Genomic DNA, 17,371 nt, shown 5'->3' with positions numbered 1-17,371 from the left:
GGATTAGCTGCCGAGCCAGACCGTCGCGGATACCGCAGGCAGCGCCAGCACGCCGTCCTGCATCGTCGCCTTGCCCTCTTTATTCTTCCACATCGCCACCTTTAGCAGCGGTGAATCATCCAGCACCACTTCACAGCCCTCGCCCCGGTTGATCGCCACCAGCACGCGCTGCTGGTTATAGACGCGGACAAACACCACCACGTTATCGTGGGCGTACACTACCTGACAGCCACCGTAGCGCAGGGCAAGGCTCTGCTTGCGCAGTTTCGCCAGCCGCTGATACAGGCTGAACAGCACCTTGTCCTGTTTCTCTTCCTCCCACGGGAAAGTTTTGCGGCAGAACGGATCGTTGTTGCCGTCCAGCCCCACTTCATCTCCGTAGTAAATGCACGGCACACCCGGCCAGGTGAAGAGCCATGTGACCGCCAGGGGGAAACGTGCGATGTCCTTGCCGAGCAGGGATTTAAAGCGCGCGGTATCGTGGCTATCGAGCTGGTTAAACATCCGCAGCTGCTGCTGATGCGACAGGCCTGCGCGATAGTTATCCATCCACGCTGCGCAGGTTTCGGCATCGATATGGTTCGGATCGTAGGAGATATCGGTATTTGCCAGGAATCCCCACAGCGGGAAGGTAAAGCCGCGATAGTTCATCGCCGCATCTTCCGCATCGTTTTGCAGCCACTGCCGCGCGTCGCCAAAGTGTTCGCCAAACACAAACGCCTCCGGCTGGGCCGATTTTGCCGAGCGCGCGATCCCGGCGACGTGCTGAAGGTTATTCCGCGCCCCGCCCGCTTCACCGAGCATATGCACCACGTCCAGGCGCCAGCCGTCCATATTCCACGGCGCCTTCAGCCAGTGACGGACGATGCTGTCTTCACCGCCGTAAATTTCATCAATCAGAGAAGGCGACTGGAAATCCAGCTTCGGCAGGCTCGGGTATCCCAGCCAGTCCAGCGCGCGGCCCTCTTCGTTAAAGCTGTACCAGTCGCGCTGCGGCGAGTCCGGGTTATGACATGCCCCGCCCATCGACTGGTTATGGCGGTCAAACCAGGCGTGCGAATCGCCGCTGTGGTTGAACACGCCGTCCAGGATCAGGCGCATCCCCTCTTTTTGCGTATTCTTACGCAAGCGCAGCAGCGCCTCGTCGCCGCCAAACTGCTCATCAACGTGGCGATAATCTTCGGTATCGTATTTGTGCACGCTCGGGGCTTTAAACACCGGGTTGAGGTACAGCGCCGTCACGCCCAGTTTTTTCAGGTACGGCAGCTTTTCGCTGATGCCGTCGAGATCGCCGCCGTAGAACGTCGAGCCACCTGCCTGCGCCGTCACCGGTTCATCCCATTTTTTCAGGATGATGTCGTGACCGGCAGCATGATGGAAATAGACCTTGTCCTGGTCGGCGGTGCGTTTTTCGCTGCGCGCAAAGCGGTCCGGGAAAATCTGGTAAAAGACCTGTTCGTTAACCCACTGCGGGCCGTTATCAGGATAATCGACGGCAAACTGCTCCAGCCGCGCGGGCGGGAAACGGCTAAACCCCTGCGGGGTAAACCACAGCTGACGGTTGTTCCACAGCAGCTTGAAGCTGTATCGACGGCGCGGCTGCCCGCTGCGCAAATCGATATTCGCGCGCCACGCGGTGATCCCCGGCTGCGGCTGGCTGCGCAGCTTGTGCATTTTCAGCCCGGTCTCTTCGTTATCAATTTCGGCGCGAAGCGTCACGCGTTCAGGCTGGTTTTCCCCCGCCAGCCAGAGCGTAATCACAAGGTTGTCTTTGTTTTGCTTAACAAATGGGGCAACCGGAAGGTGCCAGGCGTTTAACATCACGAATCCCCTCTGATGAAATTGACGTCACCTTGCCACAGGGTGGTTAAGGATAGCTCACCATGACGTGATTTATTGGGGGAGGAGGACGGGGGAGGAGGTAATAATGCCCGCACGGACAGCTCCCTCTCCCTTGAGGGAGAGGGCTGGGGTGAGGGGGAAACATGCGGCTATTGGGGTAATTCCGTTCCACGGAACAAGTAATACAAATATTACTGTGCTTCCGCCAGCTGGCGGTCGCGGCGGCACTTAAACACCCAGCCGATCAGCAACAGAACGATCCACGCACAGCCCACGTACAGGGAAATGCGGGTATCCGGGTGGTAGCCAATCAGGCCAATGATAAACACCAGGAAGATCAGCCCGACCACGGTCGTCGCCACCCCGCCCGGCACCTTAAACTTCAGCGCTTTCGCCTCATCCGGCGACAGACGACGGCGGAAGGCAATCTGCGACAGCAGGATCATGATCCATACCCATACCGTCGCGAAGGTCGCCAGGGACGCAATCACCAGGAAAACGTTCTCCGGCATGATGTAATTCAGGTAAACCGAGAACAGCAGCGCTACGGTCATCACCACCACCGTCACCCACGGCGTGCCGCGGCGTGACGTTTTGGCGAACACCTTCGGCGCGCTGCCCTGCTCCGCCATGCCGTGAAGCATGCGGCCCACGCCAAAGACGTCACTGTTTATCGCGGAGAGCGACGCGGTTAGCACCACAAAGTTAAGAATGCTGGCCGCAAAGGCAATCCCCATATGCTGGAAGGTCAGAACAAACGGGCTACCGTTGGTACCCACCTGATTCCACGGGTAGATGGACATAATCACGAACAGCGTACCCACATAGAACACCAGAATACGCATCGGCACCGAGTTGATGGCGCGCGGAATGGACTTCTCTGGATCTTTCGCTTCCCCGGCGGTGATACCGATAATCTCGATACCGCCGTAGGCGAACATCACCATTTGCAGCGACATGACCATCCCGAGCCAGCCGTTGCTGAAGAAGCCACCGTTGCTCCAGAGGTTGTGAATACCGGTCGGCTGCCCGCCGTTGCCAATTCCCCAGATAATGATCCCGAAACCGGCCACAATCATGATGATGATGGTGGCGACCTTGAAGAAGGAGAACCAGAACTCCAGCTCGCCGAACACCTTCACGCTCATCAGGTTGACGGCGCAAATGATCAGCACCACGCTCAGCACCCAAATCCAGTGCGGCACCGCCGGGAACCAGACGCCCATATAGATGCCGAATGCCGTCACGTCGGCAATCGCCACAATCAAAATTTCAAAGCAGTAGGTCCAGCCGGTGATAAACCCGGCCAGCGGGCCGAGGTTTTCCTGCGCGTAGCGGGAGAAGGAGCTGGCAGACGGGTTGTGAACCGACATTTCGCCGAGGGCGCGCATGATGATATACGCCGCCACGCCGCCGATAATGTACGCCAGCAGAACGCTGGGACCGGCCATTTTGATGGCATCTGCCGAGCCATAAAAAAGACCGGTGCCGATAGCAGAGCCCAGCGCCATAAAGCGGATGTGGCGCGTGCTCAATCCACGTTTAAGTTTGTTAGTGCTTTCCATTTAAATCTTGCCATTCAACACGAAAAAAACAAAAAACCACGGGGCCTTAAGCCCCGTGGTTAAACAGTTTGTTGCCGTTGATTAATGAGCGTTAGATGCGACCTGACGCCCTGCAGCACGATCCCAGATAACCGCCAGAACCAGTGCAACAACGGTAGGCATCAGCCAGGCCAGGCCCTGCTCGGACAGCGGCAGACGCTGTGTCCAGGCTGGCAGAATTTCAGCGAACGCTGATGCTTTAATCCCGTCAAGGATACCAAAAATCAGGCTGATAAACATAGCTGGCGCAATAATTCGTGAGGAGTTATGCCACCACGGACGGGTGAAGCTCAACACCACCAGCACGATGCACGGCGGATAAATCGCCGTCAGCACCGGAATCGAGACCTGAATCAGGTGGCTCAGACCGAGGTTGGACACCGCCATGGAGAAGATACCGAGGATAAACACCAGGGTACGGTATGAGAGCGGCAGATACTGCGCAAAGAACTCTGCGCAGGCGCAGGTCAGGCCAACCGCGGTTACCAGGCACGCCAGGAAGATCAGTGCCGCCAGCAGCATACTGCCCGCACCACCGAAGGTGTGCTGAACGTAACCGTGCAGGATAGCCGCACCGTTGGCGTTTTGATCAACCAGCATCGCGCTATCAGAGCCCAGGCGGAACAGTGCCAGATACAGCAGCGTCAGCCCCACGCCGGCCATCAGGCCAGCCCAGATGGTATAGCGGGTCAGCAGACGCGCTTCGGTCACACCGCGGGAACGCGCGGCGTTAACGATAACGATACCAAACACCATCGCGCCCAGCGTATCCATCGTCAGGTAGCCGTTCACAAAGCCGTTAGAGAACGCGGCGTTTTTATAGGCGTCCATCGCGTCGCTAATTGGACCGGCTGGCCAGATGATGGCCGCCACGGCCAGCACGATCAGCGCCACAATTTTCAGCGGTGCCAGGAAGTTACCGACCGTGTCCAGCAGCTTGCCCGGATAGAGGGAAACCAGGATCACGATGGCAAAGTAAATCAGGCTGTAGATAAACAGCGGCATCGCGCCGTCGCCGGTCAGAGGAGCAATACCTACTTCGAAGGAAACGGTCGCGGTACGCGGGGTCGCAAACAGCGGGCCAACGGCCAGATAGCAGACGGTAGCCAGCAGTACGCCCGCCACTTTACCAATCGGGGTGCTGAGGCTATCCACGCCGCCGCCGACTTTCGCCAGCGCGACAACGGTCAGGACCGGCAGACCCACGGCAGTAATCAGGAAACCAAACGCGGCGGTCCAGACGTGTTCACCCGCCTGTAAGCCAACCATTGGAGGGAAAATGATGTTGCCTGCGCCAACGAACAGCGCAAATGTCATAAAGCCCAGCGCGATAATGTCACGCGATTTTAAGTGATGGGTCATAAAACCTTACTGCCTGTGGATGTGGTGTTGAAAACGTTGAGATTTTCGATTCCCCTGACGGGACGATACAGCCGAAAATTTGCTCAATTTCAGCGGGAAATGCTCCCGTCCTGGCGTGGAGAAGAATAGTTTTTCGATTTACCACGCAAATACAGTCGGTCTGACAGTATCTGGGGGGCAATTTAAACGCTTATAACGTTTAAAGGCAAGGTGGGATCGTAAAACCAGAACAATATGCCAGCATGAAAATACACTCCAGCACAATACGCTAATTATAAGAAAAACCCATGGCTAATCATGCGAACAAAAAACAGCCAGCCGTATAAAATTCACACGCGTTTCGCTTGACTGCAAAGCAAACGGGCCAGCAAACGCTGACCCGTGGAAAGGTAAAATGACACGCCTGCCGTCAGGCGCTCTTTTTGGCAATTAATCGTTCCGGGATAACGAAACTGAAGCGGGTTCCCTTACCCAGGGTACTCTGGATATCAAGACGGCTTTCATGGTGATTCACCGCGTGTTTCACAATCGCCAGCCCCAGTCCGCTCCCCCCCGTCTGCCGCGAACGCGCTTTATCCACCCGGTAGAAACGCTCGGTCAGGCGCGGAATATGCTCCGGGGCAATCCCCGGCCCGTTATCCTCCACGCTAAACTCGGCGCCTGTCGGCGTATGCTGCCAGCGCACCACGATATCCGTCCCTTCCGGCGTATGGTTTACCGCGTTGTACACCAGGTTGGAGATGGCGCTACGCAGTTCATCTTCGCTGCCCAGCACCTTCAGCGTGTTGTCGACCTCAAAGGTCAACTGATGTTTTTTATGGCTTAACGTCTGCGCTTCACGCTCCACGACGCGCAGCATCATTGGCACATCTATGGTGTCATTCAGCGCAAGCGACGGCGCCGCTTCAATCTTCGAGAGCGTCAGCAGCTGTTTCACCAGCCCTTCCATCCGGTGCGTTTGCTCGCGCATCGTGTGTAGCGCTTTTTCACGCGGCGCGCCTTCCAGGGTTTGCTCCTGCATCATCTCCAGGTAGCCCTGCAGCACGGTCAACGGGGTGCGTAGCTCGTGGCTCACATTGGCGAAGAAGTTACGACGCGCCCCTTCCAGCTGGTGCATCTGGGTAACGTCGCGCGCCACCATCAGCCACTGGCGATCGCTGTAGGGCATAACGCGGATTTCCAGATGGCGACCGTTATTCAGCTTCAGATTGTGTGGACGGGTAAAATCACGCTTTTTCAGATACAGCGTGAACTCGGGATAACGCAGAAGATTGAGGATGTTCTGACCATTATCGTCCGGCCAGCGCAGGCCCAGCAGCTGTTGCGCAAGGCCGTTACACCAGAAGATTGTCCCTTCTTCGGTTGTCAGGATCACCGCATCCGGCAGCGACTCTGCACCGCTGCGAAAGCGTTTGATCAGGCTTCCCAGCTCGCGACGGCGCTTTTTATTACGCATCTGCATCTGGTGCAGACCGTACAGCAGCGGCTCCCAGCTGCCGCTTCCCGGCGGCGGCGTCATGCTGCGGTCAACCCACAGCCACCATGAGAGACGCAGCAGGTTCCAGAAATGCCAGACTAACAGCCCGGTGACCGCCGCCAGCAGAAACCACGGCAGATGCCCAAGAAAGGCCCCCAGAATAAGGGCCGGAATACAGCATAAGATCAGTTCAAAGACGAGCCTTTTCCATGACAGACGTTCCAGCACGCGTCACACTCCTGTCATTGTTCAGAAACGGGTCGAGAAACGATAACCCGTGCCGCGGACCGTCTGTACCATGCGATCGTGGCCGCTCAGTTCCAGCGCTTTTCGCAGGCGGCGGATATGTACGTCAACCGTCCGGTCTTCGACATACACGTTAGTTCCCCAGACGTTATTCAGCAACTGCTCGCGGCTGTAAACGCGTTCCGGATGGGTCATAAAGAAGTGCAGGAGTTTAAATTCGGTAGGCCCCATGTCGAGGGGGTTTTCGCCGGTCATCACGCGGTGTGAGGTGGGGTCAAGGCTGAGGCCCTGCATTTCGATCACCTCTTCCACCGCCATCGGCGAAATCCGGCGCATGACGGCCTTAATGCGCGCTACCAGCTCTTTCGGGGAGAAAGGCTTGGTAATGTAATCGTCCGCGCCGGTCTCCAGACCGCGCACGCGATCCTCTTCCTCTCCGCGCGCCGTGAGCATCACAACCGGAATATCGCGGGTCAGCGCTTCACGCTTCAGGTGTTTGATAAACTGCAGTCCGGAGCCGCCGGGCAACATCCAGTCAAGCAGAATCAGATCGGGCCAGGGTTCATTCAGCTGGTTCACCGCGCTGTCATAATCTTCCGCTTCAACCGGCTGGAAGCCATTTTGTTCGAGCACGAAGCACACCATTTCACGAATTGGAGCTTCATCTTCTACGACCAGAATACGTCTCGCCATACTTTGCCCTGTCTTATCTTATTTAAGTTACAAGTTTGTAATGCGGCGCCATTATGCGTCAGTTTTATGACAGATTTATGAAAAACAGTACCACTACAAATGGCAAACTGTTGTTTTATTACAGCGGTTATTTTCCTCTCCCTGACAGTTTATAATCGCCCGCATCGTTTTTCGCCACGGATCTCCTATGCGCATACTTCACACCTCGGACTGGCATCTGGGTCAAAATTTTTACAGCAAAAGCCGTGCGGCTGAACATGAAGCGTTCCTGAACTGGCTGCTGGAAACGGCCCGGACGCACGAGGTGGACGCGATTATCGTGGCGGGTGACATCTTTGATACCGGCTCGCCCCCCAGCTATGCGCGTGAGCTGTACAACCGCTTCGTTGTCAACCTGCAGCAGACCGGCTGTCATCTGGTGATTGTCGCCGGCAACCATGATTCCGTCGCGACGCTCAATGAATCCCGCGACATCCTGGCGTTTCTCAATACCACCGTGGTCGCCAGCGCCGGGCACGCGCCCCAGATCCTGAAAAAACGCGACGGCACCCCGGGGGCGGTACTGTGCCCCATTCCGTTTTTACGGCCGCGCGACATCGTGCAAAGCCAGGCGGGGCTGTCGGGTGCGGAAAAGCAGCAGCATTTATTACAGGCCATCACCGATTATTACCACCAGCAGCATGCCGATGCCTGCGCCCTGCGCGGTGAACAGGCCATTCCGGTCATTGCCACCGGGCACCTCACCACCGTCGGGGCCAGTAAAAGTGACGCTGTCCGCGAGATCTATATCGGCACGCTGGATGCGTTCCCGGCGCAAAACTTCCCGCCAGCCGACTACATCGCGCTCGGGCACATTCACCGTGCCCAGGTCATCGGCGGCTGCGAGCATATCCGCTACTGTGGTTCCCCTATTTCGCTCAGCTTCGATGAAACCGGGAAAGCCAAGTCCGTGCATCTGGTGAGCTTCAGCGAGGGTAAACTCAGCGCCGTCGAGACGCTGGAGGTGCCGGTCACCCAGCCGCTGGCGGTGCTGAAGGGCGATCTGGACGCCATTACCGCCCAGCTTGAGCAGTGGCGCGGCGCGGAGCTTAACCCGCCCGTCTGGCTGGATATCGAAATCACCACCGACGACTATCTCCACGATATGCAGCGGAAAATTCAGGCGCTGACCGAAGAGTTGCCGGTAGAGGTGTTGCTGGTGCGCCGCAGCCGCGAGCAGCGCGAGAAAATTCTGCTCGGCACCCAGCGCGAAACCCTCAGTGAACTGCGGGTAGAAGAGGTATTTGAACGCCGCCTGTCGCAGGAAGAGATCGATGATGCGAAGCGCCTCCGGCTCAACGAGCTGTTCAGCCATACCCTGCACGCCCTCAATGACGAGGAAGAAAACGCATGAAAATTCTGAGCCTGCGTCTGAAAAATCTCAACTCCCTCAAGGGCGAGTGGAAAATTGACTTCACCGCGGAGCCGTTTGCCAGCAACGGCCTGTTTGCCATCACTGGCGCAACCGGTGCGGGCAAAACTACCCTGCTCGACGCCATCTGCCTTGCGCTCTACCACGAAACGCCGCGCCTGAATAAGGTCTCTCAGGCGCAAAACGACCTGATGACACGCGATACAGCCGAGTGCCTGGCGGAAGTGGAGTTTGAGGTGAAAGGCGTTGCCTATCGCGCCTTCTGGAGCCAGAACCGGGCGCGCAACCAGCCGGACGGGAACTTACAGGCACCGCGCGTGGAGCTGGCCCGCTGCGAGGACGGCAAGATTCTGGCCGATAAGGTTTCGGATAAACTGGAGCAAACCGCGGCGCTCACCGGGCTGGACTACGGCCGCTTTACCCGCTCGATGCTGCTCTCGCAGGGACAGTTTGCCGCCTTCCTGAATGCCAAACCGGGCGATCGCGCAGAATTGCTGGAAGAGCTAACCGGCACCGAGATCTACGGTCAGATTTCCGCCATGGTGTTTGAAAAACACAAAGCTGCACGCGGCGTGCTGGAAAAGTACGAGGCGCAGGCGGCGGGCGTCGTGCTGCTCAGCGAAGCGCAACAGCAGCAGTTGCAGCAAAGTTTGCAGGCACTTACTGACGAAGAGAAAACCCTGCTGGCCCAACAGCAGCGACAGCAGAAAGATTTTCAGTGGCTTACGCGCCATGACGAGCTTGTGCAGGAGCAGCAGCGCGTCACCGCCCTGCAGCAGCAGGCGCAACAGGCGCTAACGAACGCGGCGCCGGAACTGGCAAAGCTCCAGCTTGCTCTGCCCGCCGCCCAGCTTCGTCCGCTCTGGGAGCACCAGCAGGAGCAAACCTCACGTCTGACGCAAACCCAGCAGCGAATTAACGAAGTAAATACTCGCTTACAGACTAAAACCGCACTGCGCGCGCGGATCCGCAATACCGCCCTGCGTACCCATGAGCGGCTACAGGCCGAACTGACGGCACTGGCGCAGTGGCTGGCGGAGCACGAGCGTTATCGCCTGCTGGGACAGGAAATTGCCGGCTGGCGCGCCCAGTTCTCACAGCTAAACCGTGACAAAAGTCAGCTCGCCGCACTTGCTGCGCGGATGACTGAGCTACGTCAGAAGCTGGCGGAGATGCCGGAAAATACGCTGACGCTGACGGCGGATGAGGTCAGCGCGGCCATGGAGCAGCAGTCCCGGTCCCGCACGCTGCGTCAGCAGCTGACGTCGCTCCATGCCCGCTATCAGCCGCTGCAAAAGCGCCTGCGCCAGAGCGGTGAAAGCGCGCAAAAAGCCCAGGCGGAGCAGAGCAAGCTCAATGAAACGCTGGCGCTGCGCCGCCAGCAGTACAAAGAGAAACACCAGCACTATCTGGACCTGAAGGCCCTGTGCGAACGTGAAGCGACGATTAAAGATCTGGAAAGCTATCGCTCACAGCTTGAGGCAGGCAAACCCTGTCCGCTGTGCGGCTCCAGTGACCATCCTGCCGTTGAGCAATACCGGTCGCTTGAGCTGACGGATAACCAGCGCCGCCGTGATGCGCTGGAAAAAGAGGTCGCCGCGCTTAAAGAGGAAGGCCTGCTGGTGCTGGGGCAGGTGAATGCCCTGGCTCAGCAAATCCAGCGTGAGACAGACGAAGCGCAGGCCTTGTCTCAGGAGGAGCAAGCACTCACTAAAGCGTGGGTGGAGGCCTGCGCGTCTTTGAATATCGCATTGAATATTCAGGAGGATATCGCGCCATGGATGAACGAGCAGGAACAGTACGAGCGGCAGCTTTATCAGCTCAGCCAGCGCCTGACCCTGCAAAACCAGCTGAACGAGCAGGAAGCGCAGGAGCGCCAGTATCAGCAGCAGCTGACGGCCGCCCGCCAGGCGCTGGAACACACCCTGCTCGCACTCTCGCTTAGCGTTCCCGAAGAGGGTAATGAAGCCGGCTGGCTGCACGCCCGCGAAGCGGAATTCTCTCAATGGCAGGAGAAGCAAACGCAGCACGGCGTGCTTCAGGAACATATAAACGCGCTGAAGCCGCTGCTCGACACGCTTCCGGCAACAAACAGCGAAGAGGCTGAACCGGCCATCCCTGATGGCTGGCGCGACATCCACAATGAATGCGTGTCGCTGCAAAGCCAGCTCACCGTCCAGCAGCAGCAGGAAGCGCTGGAGCGCGAGCGCCTGCAGCAGTCGCAGACGCAATTCACCGCGGCGATCGCAGCGAGCTGTTTTGCCGATCGGGAGGCGTTCCTTGCGGCCCTGCTGGACGACGACGCTATCAGTCACCTCCAGCAGCTGAAACAGTCGCTGGAAAACCAGATACAGCAGGCCGCAGCCCTTTCCGGCCAGGCTAATCAGCAGCTGCAGGCGCACCTTGCACTGCGCCCGGAAGAACTTGACGCGGATGCGTCAACTCTGCAAAGCCAGCTGCAGCAGCTGGCGCAACGGCTTCGCGAGAACACCACGCATCAGGGCGAGATCCGCCAGCAGCTTAAGCAGGACAGCGATAACCGCCAGCATCAGCAGGCGTTAATGCTGCAAATTGAAGAGGCCGCGCGCCAGGCAGATGACTGGGGATACCTGAACGCGCTGATCGGCTCCAGCACCGGCGACAAGTTCCGCAAGTTCGCGCAGGGGCTGACGCTGGATAACCTGGTCTGGCTCGCTAACCAGCAGCTCAACCGCCTGCACGGGCGTTATCTGCTGCAGCGCAAAGCCAGCGAGGCGCTGGAGCTGGAAGTGGTCGACACCTGGCAGGCCGATGCGGTGCGTGATACGCGTACGCTCTCCGGCGGCGAAAGCTTCCTGGTCAGCCTGGCGCTGGCGTTAGCGCTGTCCGATCTGGTGAGCCATAAAACGCGAATTGATTCCCTGTTCCTGGATGAGGGGTTCGGCACGCTCGACAGTGAAACGCTGGATACCGCGCTGGATGCGCTCGACGCGCTGAACGCCACTGGAAAAACTATCGGGGTGATCAGCCACGTTGAAGCGATGAAAGAACGCATTCCGGTGCAGATTAAGGTGAAGAAAATCAACGGGCTGGGGTATAGCAGGCTGGATAGGGTGTTTGCGGTGGAATAAATGGGGGGATGGTGCGGTCTGATGCCCTCACCCTGGCCCTCTCCCACGGGGAGAGGGTACAAACACAACCTGTTTTTATTCCGGCCATAACCACGCCGCGCCTCGCACGCCGCTTGAGTCGCCGTGGACGGCTTTACGGATCGGGGTTTCACACTCGCCGCCGAAGACCCACTGTTTCACCAGGTTCGGTACCGTGGCGTACAGTCGATCAACGTTGCTCATGCCGCCGCCGAGCACAATCACGTCCGGGTCAAGAATATTCACCACGTGCGCCAGCGATTTCGCCAGACGCATTTCGTAGCGGCTGAGCGCCAGTTCGGCCACGGGATCCTGTTCTTCCACCAGACGCATAATCTCGTTCCCCTTGAGCGGCTGACCGCTCAGGCGATGGTAGTCGTTCGCAAAACCGGTGCCGGAGATAAACGTCTCGATACAGCCCTGCTTGCCGCAGTAGCACGGCACCTCGGCGCGGTATTTAAGCTCATCTTCATCCATCCACGGCAGCGGGTTGTGTCCCCACTCGCCCGCCGTGCCGTTGCCGCCGATATGGGCACGTCCGCCAAAGGCCACACCCGCGCCGCAGCCGGTACCGATAATCACCGCAAACACGGTCTGCGCCCCGGCTGCCGCGCCGTCGATGGCCTCAGAGACCGCCAGGCAGTTAGCGTCGTTGGCCAGACGCACTTCCCGGTTCAGGCGCACGCTTAAATCTTTATCAAACGGCTGACCGTTGAGCCAGGTGGAGTTGGCGTTTTTTACCACCCCGGTATACGGCGAGATCGACCCCGGGATCCCCATCCCGACGCTGCCGGTTTGTCCTGTCGCCTGCTCGGCCATATCGACCAGCCGGGCAATCGTCTCGATCGTCTGGTGATAGTCATCGCGCGGCGTCGGCAGACGATGGCGAAACAGCTGTTCCCCCTGCTCGCTCAGTGCGATGACTTCTGTTTTGGTGCCGCCCAAATCAATCCCAATACGCACAAGACTCTCCTCATTATTTTGATTATCAACAGAGTAGAAGCACGCTTCCCGATTAGCAATGCAAGCGATGCGACAATTCGTTATCATGCCCGCTGATTTAACGACAAGGCCGTGGAAATTATCATGCTGTGGTTCAAAAATTTGATGGTTTACCGTCTCAGCCGCGACGTTTCGCTGCGCGCAGAAGAGATGGAAAAACAGTTAGCCGCTTATAGCTTTTCCCCTTGCGGTAGCCAGGATATGGCGAAAACCGGCTGGGTTCCGCCAATGGGCTCACAAAGCGATGCACTGACCCACGCCAGCAGCACGGGTCAAATCATCGTCTGCGCCCGCAAAGAAGAGAAAATTCTGCCCACGCCGGTGGTTAAGCAGGCGCTTGAAGCAAAAATTTTCAAGCTGGAAGCCGAACAGGGCCGCAAGCTGAAAAAAACCGAAAAAGATTCGCTGAAAGACGAAGTGCTGCACTCTCTGCTGCCGCGCGCCTTTAGCCGCTTCAGCCAGACGATGATGTGGATCGATACCGTTAACGGGCTGATTATGGTGGACTGCGCCAGCGCCAAAAAAGCCGAAGATACGCTGGCCCTGCTGCGTAAAAGCATCGGCTCTTTACCGGTCGTTCCGCTGGCGCTGGAAACGCCGATTGAGCTGACCCTGACCGAATGGGTCCGCAGCGGTACCGCGGCGCAAGGTTTCCAGATCCTGGACGAGGCCGAGCTGAAAGCCCTGCTGGAAGATGGCGGCGTGATCCGCGCGAAGAAGCAGGATCTGGTGAGCGACGAGATCGCCGTACACATTGAGGCTGGTAAAGTGGTCACCAAACTGGCGCTCGACTGGCAGCAGCGCATTCAGTTCGTGATGTGTGACGACGGCTCCGTGAAGCGTCTGAAGTTCTGCGATGAACTGCGCGATCAGAACGAAGATATCGACCGGGAAGATTACGCCCAGCGCTTTGACGCGGACTTTATCCTGATGACCGGCGAGCTGGCCGCGTTAATTCAGAATCTGGTGGAAGGTCTTGGCGGCGAAGCGCAGAGATAACAGGCAAAACGTAGGCCGGGTAAGCGTGAGCGCCACCCGGCTTATTTTTTATTTCAGGTAGCGGCACAGATAAGAGGTCGGCTCAGCAACCTGCAAATGGAACTCGCTGTGGCCAGGTACGTTGAAAACTTGCCCGGCAGCGTAAACTTTCCATTCCGTTTCACCCGGCAGTAAGACGTTCAGCGCGCCGCTGACCACCGTCATCTCTTCCGCTTCAGCCGTGCCAAAGGTGTATTCCCCTTCAGCCATCACGCCCACACTGGCGCGGCCAGTGCTGCTGCTGGTAAAACCGATGGATTTCACTTTACCGGAAAAGTATTCGTTACTTTGAAGCATGAACTGGCCCTTATATTCAGAGATAAAAATTCACTATAGGGGCCATGCTCATCACCTGTCACGCAAAATCATTACGTCAGAAGCTCTGAGGCCAGGCGAGCCATCAGAACGTTGGATAACAGCACCGGCACGTCCAGCGCCTTTTGCAGTAAATCCCGGTGATGCTGGTGGAAACCAAGACAGTCCAGAATCAACACATCTGCCCCTCTCTCCAGCAGCGCCTTCCCGGCAGCAATGAGTTTAGCCTCGCTGTCCCAGAAGGGGTTTGCCAGAGCATACAGAGGCGTTTTTTCGAGCACATGCCATTTTGCTTCCTGGTTGTCCATGAGCTCCTCAATGGGCACAATGACCCCAACCTGGTGCCCGTCAACAATGGAGGCAACCAGCGGAGGAATAATGCGCATTGGCTCAAGCAGAATCGCATTACGCGCAATGAGTCCCTTAATGGGGGCGGTACTCATCAGCAAAATAACGTCATACGCTTGATTATCGAGTACTTCTATTACAGCCTGCAGCGAACGCTCAATTTTCTGTCGAGAAACATGCGCCAGTTTACCGTCGCTTAATAACGTCGCCAGGGGATCCTCCCCCGCCTCTACAGCGTAGTCTTCCATGACCTCTTCCCGACTCATCTTACCCAGCAGGCTAAGATGCGTGATCTGTTGTTCAGATACATGCTCGGTTAAGAGCGGTAACACTTCGCTTACAGGGACCACACCAATGGTGAGGATCGCCAACGTTGCCTTCATCTTCTTCGCCTTCCATCACTACAAAAACGTGTACACAGGTACAGGCTCACTACGCTGCACAGTTCGTTTTTTCAACAAAACAGCACCAAGCGTAGCAGGCGATCTCTGTCCCGAAATGTAAAGATCGCCTGCCGGTAACGGAGCTACCTGTAATAACTAAATATTAACTCCTGCTTAACATTTGCGATGAGTAAAAAGTGTGATTCAGGCACGGTATTGGAGCGTTTAGGAAAACATTCATGACTTATCGGGATCTTCGTAGCGCCGTTTGGCATCCAGCGCTTCCTGTTCAGTCTCATGTTCACTGATCAGCGAGTCCGGTTTGGGGTGATCGGCACGCAGCTGGTACCAGGTGACAGTCTGGTCGCCATTGCCTTTTTCAACGGTAACAATACGTGCTTCGCGCGGATAGGGAGGTCTGGTTGGCATAGCTCATCCTTTTTTTATGTCTGAGCTATCAGTATAGACGGCGGTTAGCTGGCACACGCCAGACGCAGGGCGGTAATAATCTGAATTACCACATCTTCCGGGGCCGCAGAGGCATCCACAACATGGTGCGCCGCTTCACGGTACAGGGCATCGCGCTCGGCCAGCACTTCGCTCACCTCTTCGCTGAGCGGCCTTGACGTCAGCGCCGGGCGTTGTCCCTCTTCAGGAAATGCCTCAAGGCGCCCGACCAGCGCCGCCACCGGCGCGCAGAGATAGATCACAATGCCTTTTTCGCGCATAAAGTGACGATTACATTCGGCCAGAACAATGCCGCCTCCCGTCGCAATGACGGCTGACGGCGTGGTGACCGCTTTCAGCGCGGCCGTTTCGCGGGCGCGAAAGCTTTCCCATCCCTCTTGCTCCACGATGTCTGCAATGGTTTTGCCGGCCTCGGTCTGCAGCCAGTGGTCGGTATCAATAAACTGACGATGACACGCGCGTGCCAGTTCCAGGCCAACGGTGGTTTTCCCACAGCCGCGGGGGCCAACTAAAAAGATGGGTTGGGTCATAGCCAGGTGTTCCCCTTGATGCCGAATGGCTGAAGAGTGTAAAGAAATAATTGCAGAAGATGTGTCGATTACTTTACTGCAAAGCGGTACGGGATGACAACCCTGTGGAAGCCACACTGTACCACAAATTGACAATAATTATCATTACGCTGTACGGCGCTTCACTTCCAGCAGCCATTTATCCAGTTCGGCGGCAAACTGCTGGCGATCGCGCTGGGACAGGCTGTCCGGCCCACCGGTCTGCACGCCGCTGGCCCGCATCGTATCCATAAAATCGCGCATGGTGAGCTTTTCACGAATGGTTGAAGGCGAATAACGTTCACCGCGTGGGTTGAGCGCCGCCGCCCCTTTCTCCAGCACTTCAGCCGCCAGCGGTATGTCGGCGGTAATAACCAGATCCTCCGCGCTGCACAGACGAACTATTTCGTTATCCGCTACGTCGAACCCGGCCGGCACCCGCAAGGAGCGGATGAACCGCGAAGGCGGTACGCGAATATTCTGGTTCGCCACCAGCGTCAGCGGCATCTGAACGCGCTCGGCGGCGCGGAATAAAATCTCTTTAATCACATTCGGACACGCGTCCGCATCAACCCAAATCGCCATATTGTCTCCCCATAATGACTCTGCCGACTATTGTCGCCTGCATTTCGTTGTTAAGCTATCAATCAGAGAAAACAACGCATAATGACGGAGAATCGTGATGGATAAGAAAATCGGGTTTATCGGCTGCGGTAACATGGGCAAAGCCATCCTGGGCGGCCTGATCGCCAGCGGGCAGGTCCTGCCGGGTCAGATTTGGGTCTATACCCCGTCACCGGATAACGTCGCCGCGTTGCGCGATCAATACGGGATCAACGCCGCCGAAAGCGCGCAGGAGGTGGCCCAGGTTGCCGATATCGTCTTTGGTGCCGTTAAGCCGAACATCATGATCAAAGTGTTAAGCGACATCACCTCCAGCCTGAATAAAGAGACGCTGGTCGTGTCGATTGCCGCGGGCGTGACGCTCGATCAGCTGGCCCGCGCGCTGGGCCACGACCGTAAAATCGTCCGCGCGATGCCGAATACCCCCTCACTGGTCAACGCTGGCATGACCTCCGTCACCCCTAACGCGCTGGTGACCTCAGAAGAGGTAGCGGACGTGCTGAACATTTTCCGCTGCTTCGGCGAGGCGGAAGTGATTGCGGAATCGATGATCCATCCGGTGGTCGGCGTGAGCGGTTCAGCCCCCGCGTACGTCTTCATGTTTTTAGAAGCGATGGCGGACGCCGCCGTGCTTGGCGGTATGCCGCGTGCGCAGGCGTATAAATTCGCCGCACAGGCAGTGATGGGCTCCGCCAAAATGGTGCTGGAGACCGGTAAACACCCGGGAGAACTGAAAGATATGGTCTGCTCCCCGGCCGGTACCACCATCGAAGCGGTGCGGGTGCTGGAAGAGCGCGGGTTCCGTTCGGCCGTCATCGAGGCGATGGCCAAATGCATGGAAAAGTCAGAGAAGCTGAGTAAATCCTGATGTCTGGTCGGGCG

15 protein-coding genes are annotated in these 17,371 nt (G+C 57.5%); 4 read left to right on the top strand and 11 right to left on the bottom strand.

Features of this window, described 5'->3' with window-relative positions; all coding sequences use genetic code 11:
* Window positions 1-3: 3 nt before the first annotated feature.
* The 5 genes from malZ to phoB form a co-directional block, all read right to left on the bottom strand.
* Window positions 4-1,821, bottom strand: a complete 1,818-nt coding sequence (gene malZ / locus AC4ICF_RS04945; protein ID WP_316380331.1) for a maltodextrin glucosidase — start codon at window positions 1,819-1,821, stop codon at window positions 4-6.
* Window positions 1,822-2,033: 212 nt separating this feature from the next.
* Window positions 2,034-3,407, bottom strand: coding sequence for a proline-specific permease ProY (gene proY, locus AC4ICF_RS04940; protein WP_116341648.1), 1,374 nt, complete (start codon window positions 3,405-3,407; stop codon window positions 2,034-2,036).
* 81 nt (window positions 3,408-3,488) lie between these two features.
* The gene (gene brnQ, locus AC4ICF_RS04935; protein ID WP_316380330.1) at window positions 3,489-4,808 is read right to left on the bottom strand and encodes a branched-chain amino acid transporter carrier protein BrnQ; all 1,320 of its coding nucleotides are present in this window, start codon (window positions 4,806-4,808) and stop codon (window positions 3,489-3,491) included.
* 409 nt (window positions 4,809-5,217) lie between these two features.
* Window positions 5,218-6,513 carry a phosphate regulon sensor histidine kinase PhoR gene (gene phoR / locus AC4ICF_RS04930; RefSeq protein WP_316380328.1) on the bottom strand — a complete coding sequence of 432 codons (1,296 nt, stop codon included), beginning with the start codon at window positions 6,511-6,513 and terminating at the stop codon, window positions 5,218-5,220.
* A 21-nt stretch (window positions 6,514-6,534) separates the two neighbouring features.
* Window positions 6,535-7,224 (bottom strand): phosphate response regulator transcription factor PhoB, encoded by a 690-nt coding sequence (gene phoB, locus AC4ICF_RS04925; RefSeq protein ID WP_008503265.1) that lies wholly within the window; start codon window positions 7,222-7,224, stop codon window positions 6,535-6,537.
* 187 nt (window positions 7,225-7,411) lie between these two features.
* Here phoB and sbcD point away from each other — a divergent pair, with 187 nt between their 5' ends.
* Both sbcD and sbcC read left to right on the top strand, forming a co-directional pair.
* A complete protein-coding gene (gene sbcD / locus AC4ICF_RS04920) occupies window positions 7,412-8,617 on the top strand; it encodes an exonuclease subunit SbcD (protein ID WP_316380327.1) in 1,206 nt (401 codons plus the stop codon).
* The gene (gene sbcC, locus AC4ICF_RS04915; protein ID WP_316380326.1) at window positions 8,614-11,745 is read left to right on the top strand and encodes an exonuclease subunit SbcC; all 3,132 of its coding nucleotides are present in this window, start codon (window positions 8,614-8,616) and stop codon (window positions 11,743-11,745) included. Before sbcD ends, sbcC begins: the two co-directional genes overlap by 4 nt.
* 75 nt (window positions 11,746-11,820) lie before the next feature.
* Here sbcC and mak read toward each other — a convergent pair whose 3' ends face one another.
* Window positions 11,821-12,726 carry a fructokinase gene (gene mak, locus AC4ICF_RS04910; protein WP_316380325.1) on the bottom strand — a complete coding sequence of 302 codons (906 nt, stop codon included), beginning with the start codon at window positions 12,724-12,726 and terminating at the stop codon, window positions 11,821-11,823.
* A gap of 123 nt (window positions 12,727-12,849) precedes the next feature.
* Between mak and rdgC the strand changes: the two genes are divergently transcribed.
* Entirely contained in the window at window positions 12,850-13,764 is a 915-nt protein-coding gene (gene rdgC, locus AC4ICF_RS04905; protein WP_014882739.1) for a recombination-associated protein RdgC, read from the top strand.
* Between the two features lie 48 nt (window positions 13,765-13,812).
* Here rdgC and ppnP read toward each other — a convergent pair whose 3' ends face one another.
* The 5 genes from ppnP to AC4ICF_RS04880 all read right to left on the bottom strand — a co-directional run bounded on the left by ppnP (window position 13,813) and on the right by AC4ICF_RS04880 (window position 16,450).
* Window positions 13,813-14,100 carry a pyrimidine/purine nucleoside phosphorylase gene (gene ppnP, locus AC4ICF_RS04900; protein ID WP_008503270.1) on the bottom strand — a complete coding sequence of 96 codons (288 nt, stop codon included), beginning with the start codon at window positions 14,098-14,100 and terminating at the stop codon, window positions 13,813-13,815.
* A gap of 71 nt (window positions 14,101-14,171) precedes the next feature.
* Window positions 14,172-14,849, bottom strand: coding sequence for an AroM family protein (locus AC4ICF_RS04895; protein ID WP_116341659.1), 678 nt, complete (start codon window positions 14,847-14,849; stop codon window positions 14,172-14,174).
* A gap of 237 nt (window positions 14,850-15,086) precedes the next feature.
* Complete coding sequence (gene yaiA, locus AC4ICF_RS04890; RefSeq protein ID WP_013095817.1) at window positions 15,087-15,278, bottom strand: protein YaiA; 192 nt, start codon at window positions 15,276-15,278, stop codon at window positions 15,087-15,089.
* Between the two features lie 44 nt (window positions 15,279-15,322).
* Window positions 15,323-15,847, bottom strand: a complete 525-nt coding sequence (gene aroL, locus AC4ICF_RS04885; protein ID WP_163330408.1) for a shikimate kinase AroL — start codon at window positions 15,845-15,847, stop codon at window positions 15,323-15,325.
* A 144-nt stretch (window positions 15,848-15,991) separates the two neighbouring features.
* Entirely contained in the window at window positions 15,992-16,450 is a 459-nt protein-coding gene (locus AC4ICF_RS04880; RefSeq protein ID WP_010428006.1) for a YaiI/YqxD family protein, read from the bottom strand.
* A gap of 97 nt (window positions 16,451-16,547) precedes the next feature.
* Here AC4ICF_RS04880 and proC point away from each other — a divergent pair, with 97 nt between their 5' ends.
* Window positions 16,548-17,357, top strand: coding sequence for a pyrroline-5-carboxylate reductase (gene proC, locus AC4ICF_RS04875; protein ID WP_041911103.1), 810 nt, complete (start codon window positions 16,548-16,550; stop codon window positions 17,355-17,357).
* The last annotated feature ends 14 nt before the right edge of the window (window positions 17,358-17,371 follow it).

The organism is Enterobacter sp. ECC_219_Taxon_10 (assembly GCF_058354905.1).
Note: the sequence above shows the minus strand (reverse complement) of the source record. Positions and strands in the feature narration are given on the sequence as shown.

Coding starts and splice junctions, on each gene's coding strand:
- malZ (WP_316380331.1), bottom strand. CDS start 1,821: ATGTTAAACGCCTGGCACCTTCCGGTTGCCCCATTTGTTAAGCAAAAC.
- proY (WP_116341648.1), bottom strand. CDS start 3,407: ATGGAAAGCACTAACAAACTTAAACGTGGATTGAGCACGCGCCACATC.
- brnQ (WP_316380330.1), bottom strand. CDS start 4,808: ATGACCCATCACTTAAAATCGCGTGACATTATCGCGCTGGGCTTTATG.
- phoB (WP_008503265.1), bottom strand. CDS start 7,224: ATGGCGAGACGTATTCTGGTCGTAGAAGATGAAGCTCCAATTCGTGAA.
- sbcD (WP_316380327.1), top strand. CDS start 7,412: ATGCGCATACTTCACACCTCGGACTGGCATCTGGGTCAAAATTTTTAC.
- sbcC (WP_316380326.1), top strand. CDS start 8,614: ATGAAAATTCTGAGCCTGCGTCTGAAAAATCTCAACTCCCTCAAGGGC.
- rdgC (WP_014882739.1), top strand. CDS start 12,850: ATGCTGTGGTTCAAAAATTTGATGGTTTACCGTCTCAGCCGCGACGTT.
- ppnP (WP_008503270.1), bottom strand. CDS start 14,100: ATGCTTCAAAGTAACGAATACTTTTCCGGTAAAGTGAAATCCATCGGT.
- AC4ICF_RS04895 (WP_116341659.1), bottom strand. CDS start 14,849: ATGAAGGCAACGTTGGCGATCCTCACCATTGGTGTGGTCCCTGTAAGC.
- yaiA (WP_013095817.1), bottom strand. CDS start 15,278: ATGCCAACCAGACCTCCCTATCCGCGCGAAGCACGTATTGTTACCGTT.
- aroL (WP_163330408.1), bottom strand. CDS start 15,847: ATGACCCAACCCATCTTTTTAGTTGGCCCCCGCGGCTGTGGGAAAACC.
- AC4ICF_RS04880 (WP_010428006.1), bottom strand. CDS start 16,450: ATGGCGATTTGGGTTGATGCGGACGCGTGTCCGAATGTGATTAAAGAG.
- proC (WP_041911103.1), top strand. CDS start 16,548: ATGGATAAGAAAATCGGGTTTATCGGCTGCGGTAACATGGGCAAAGCC.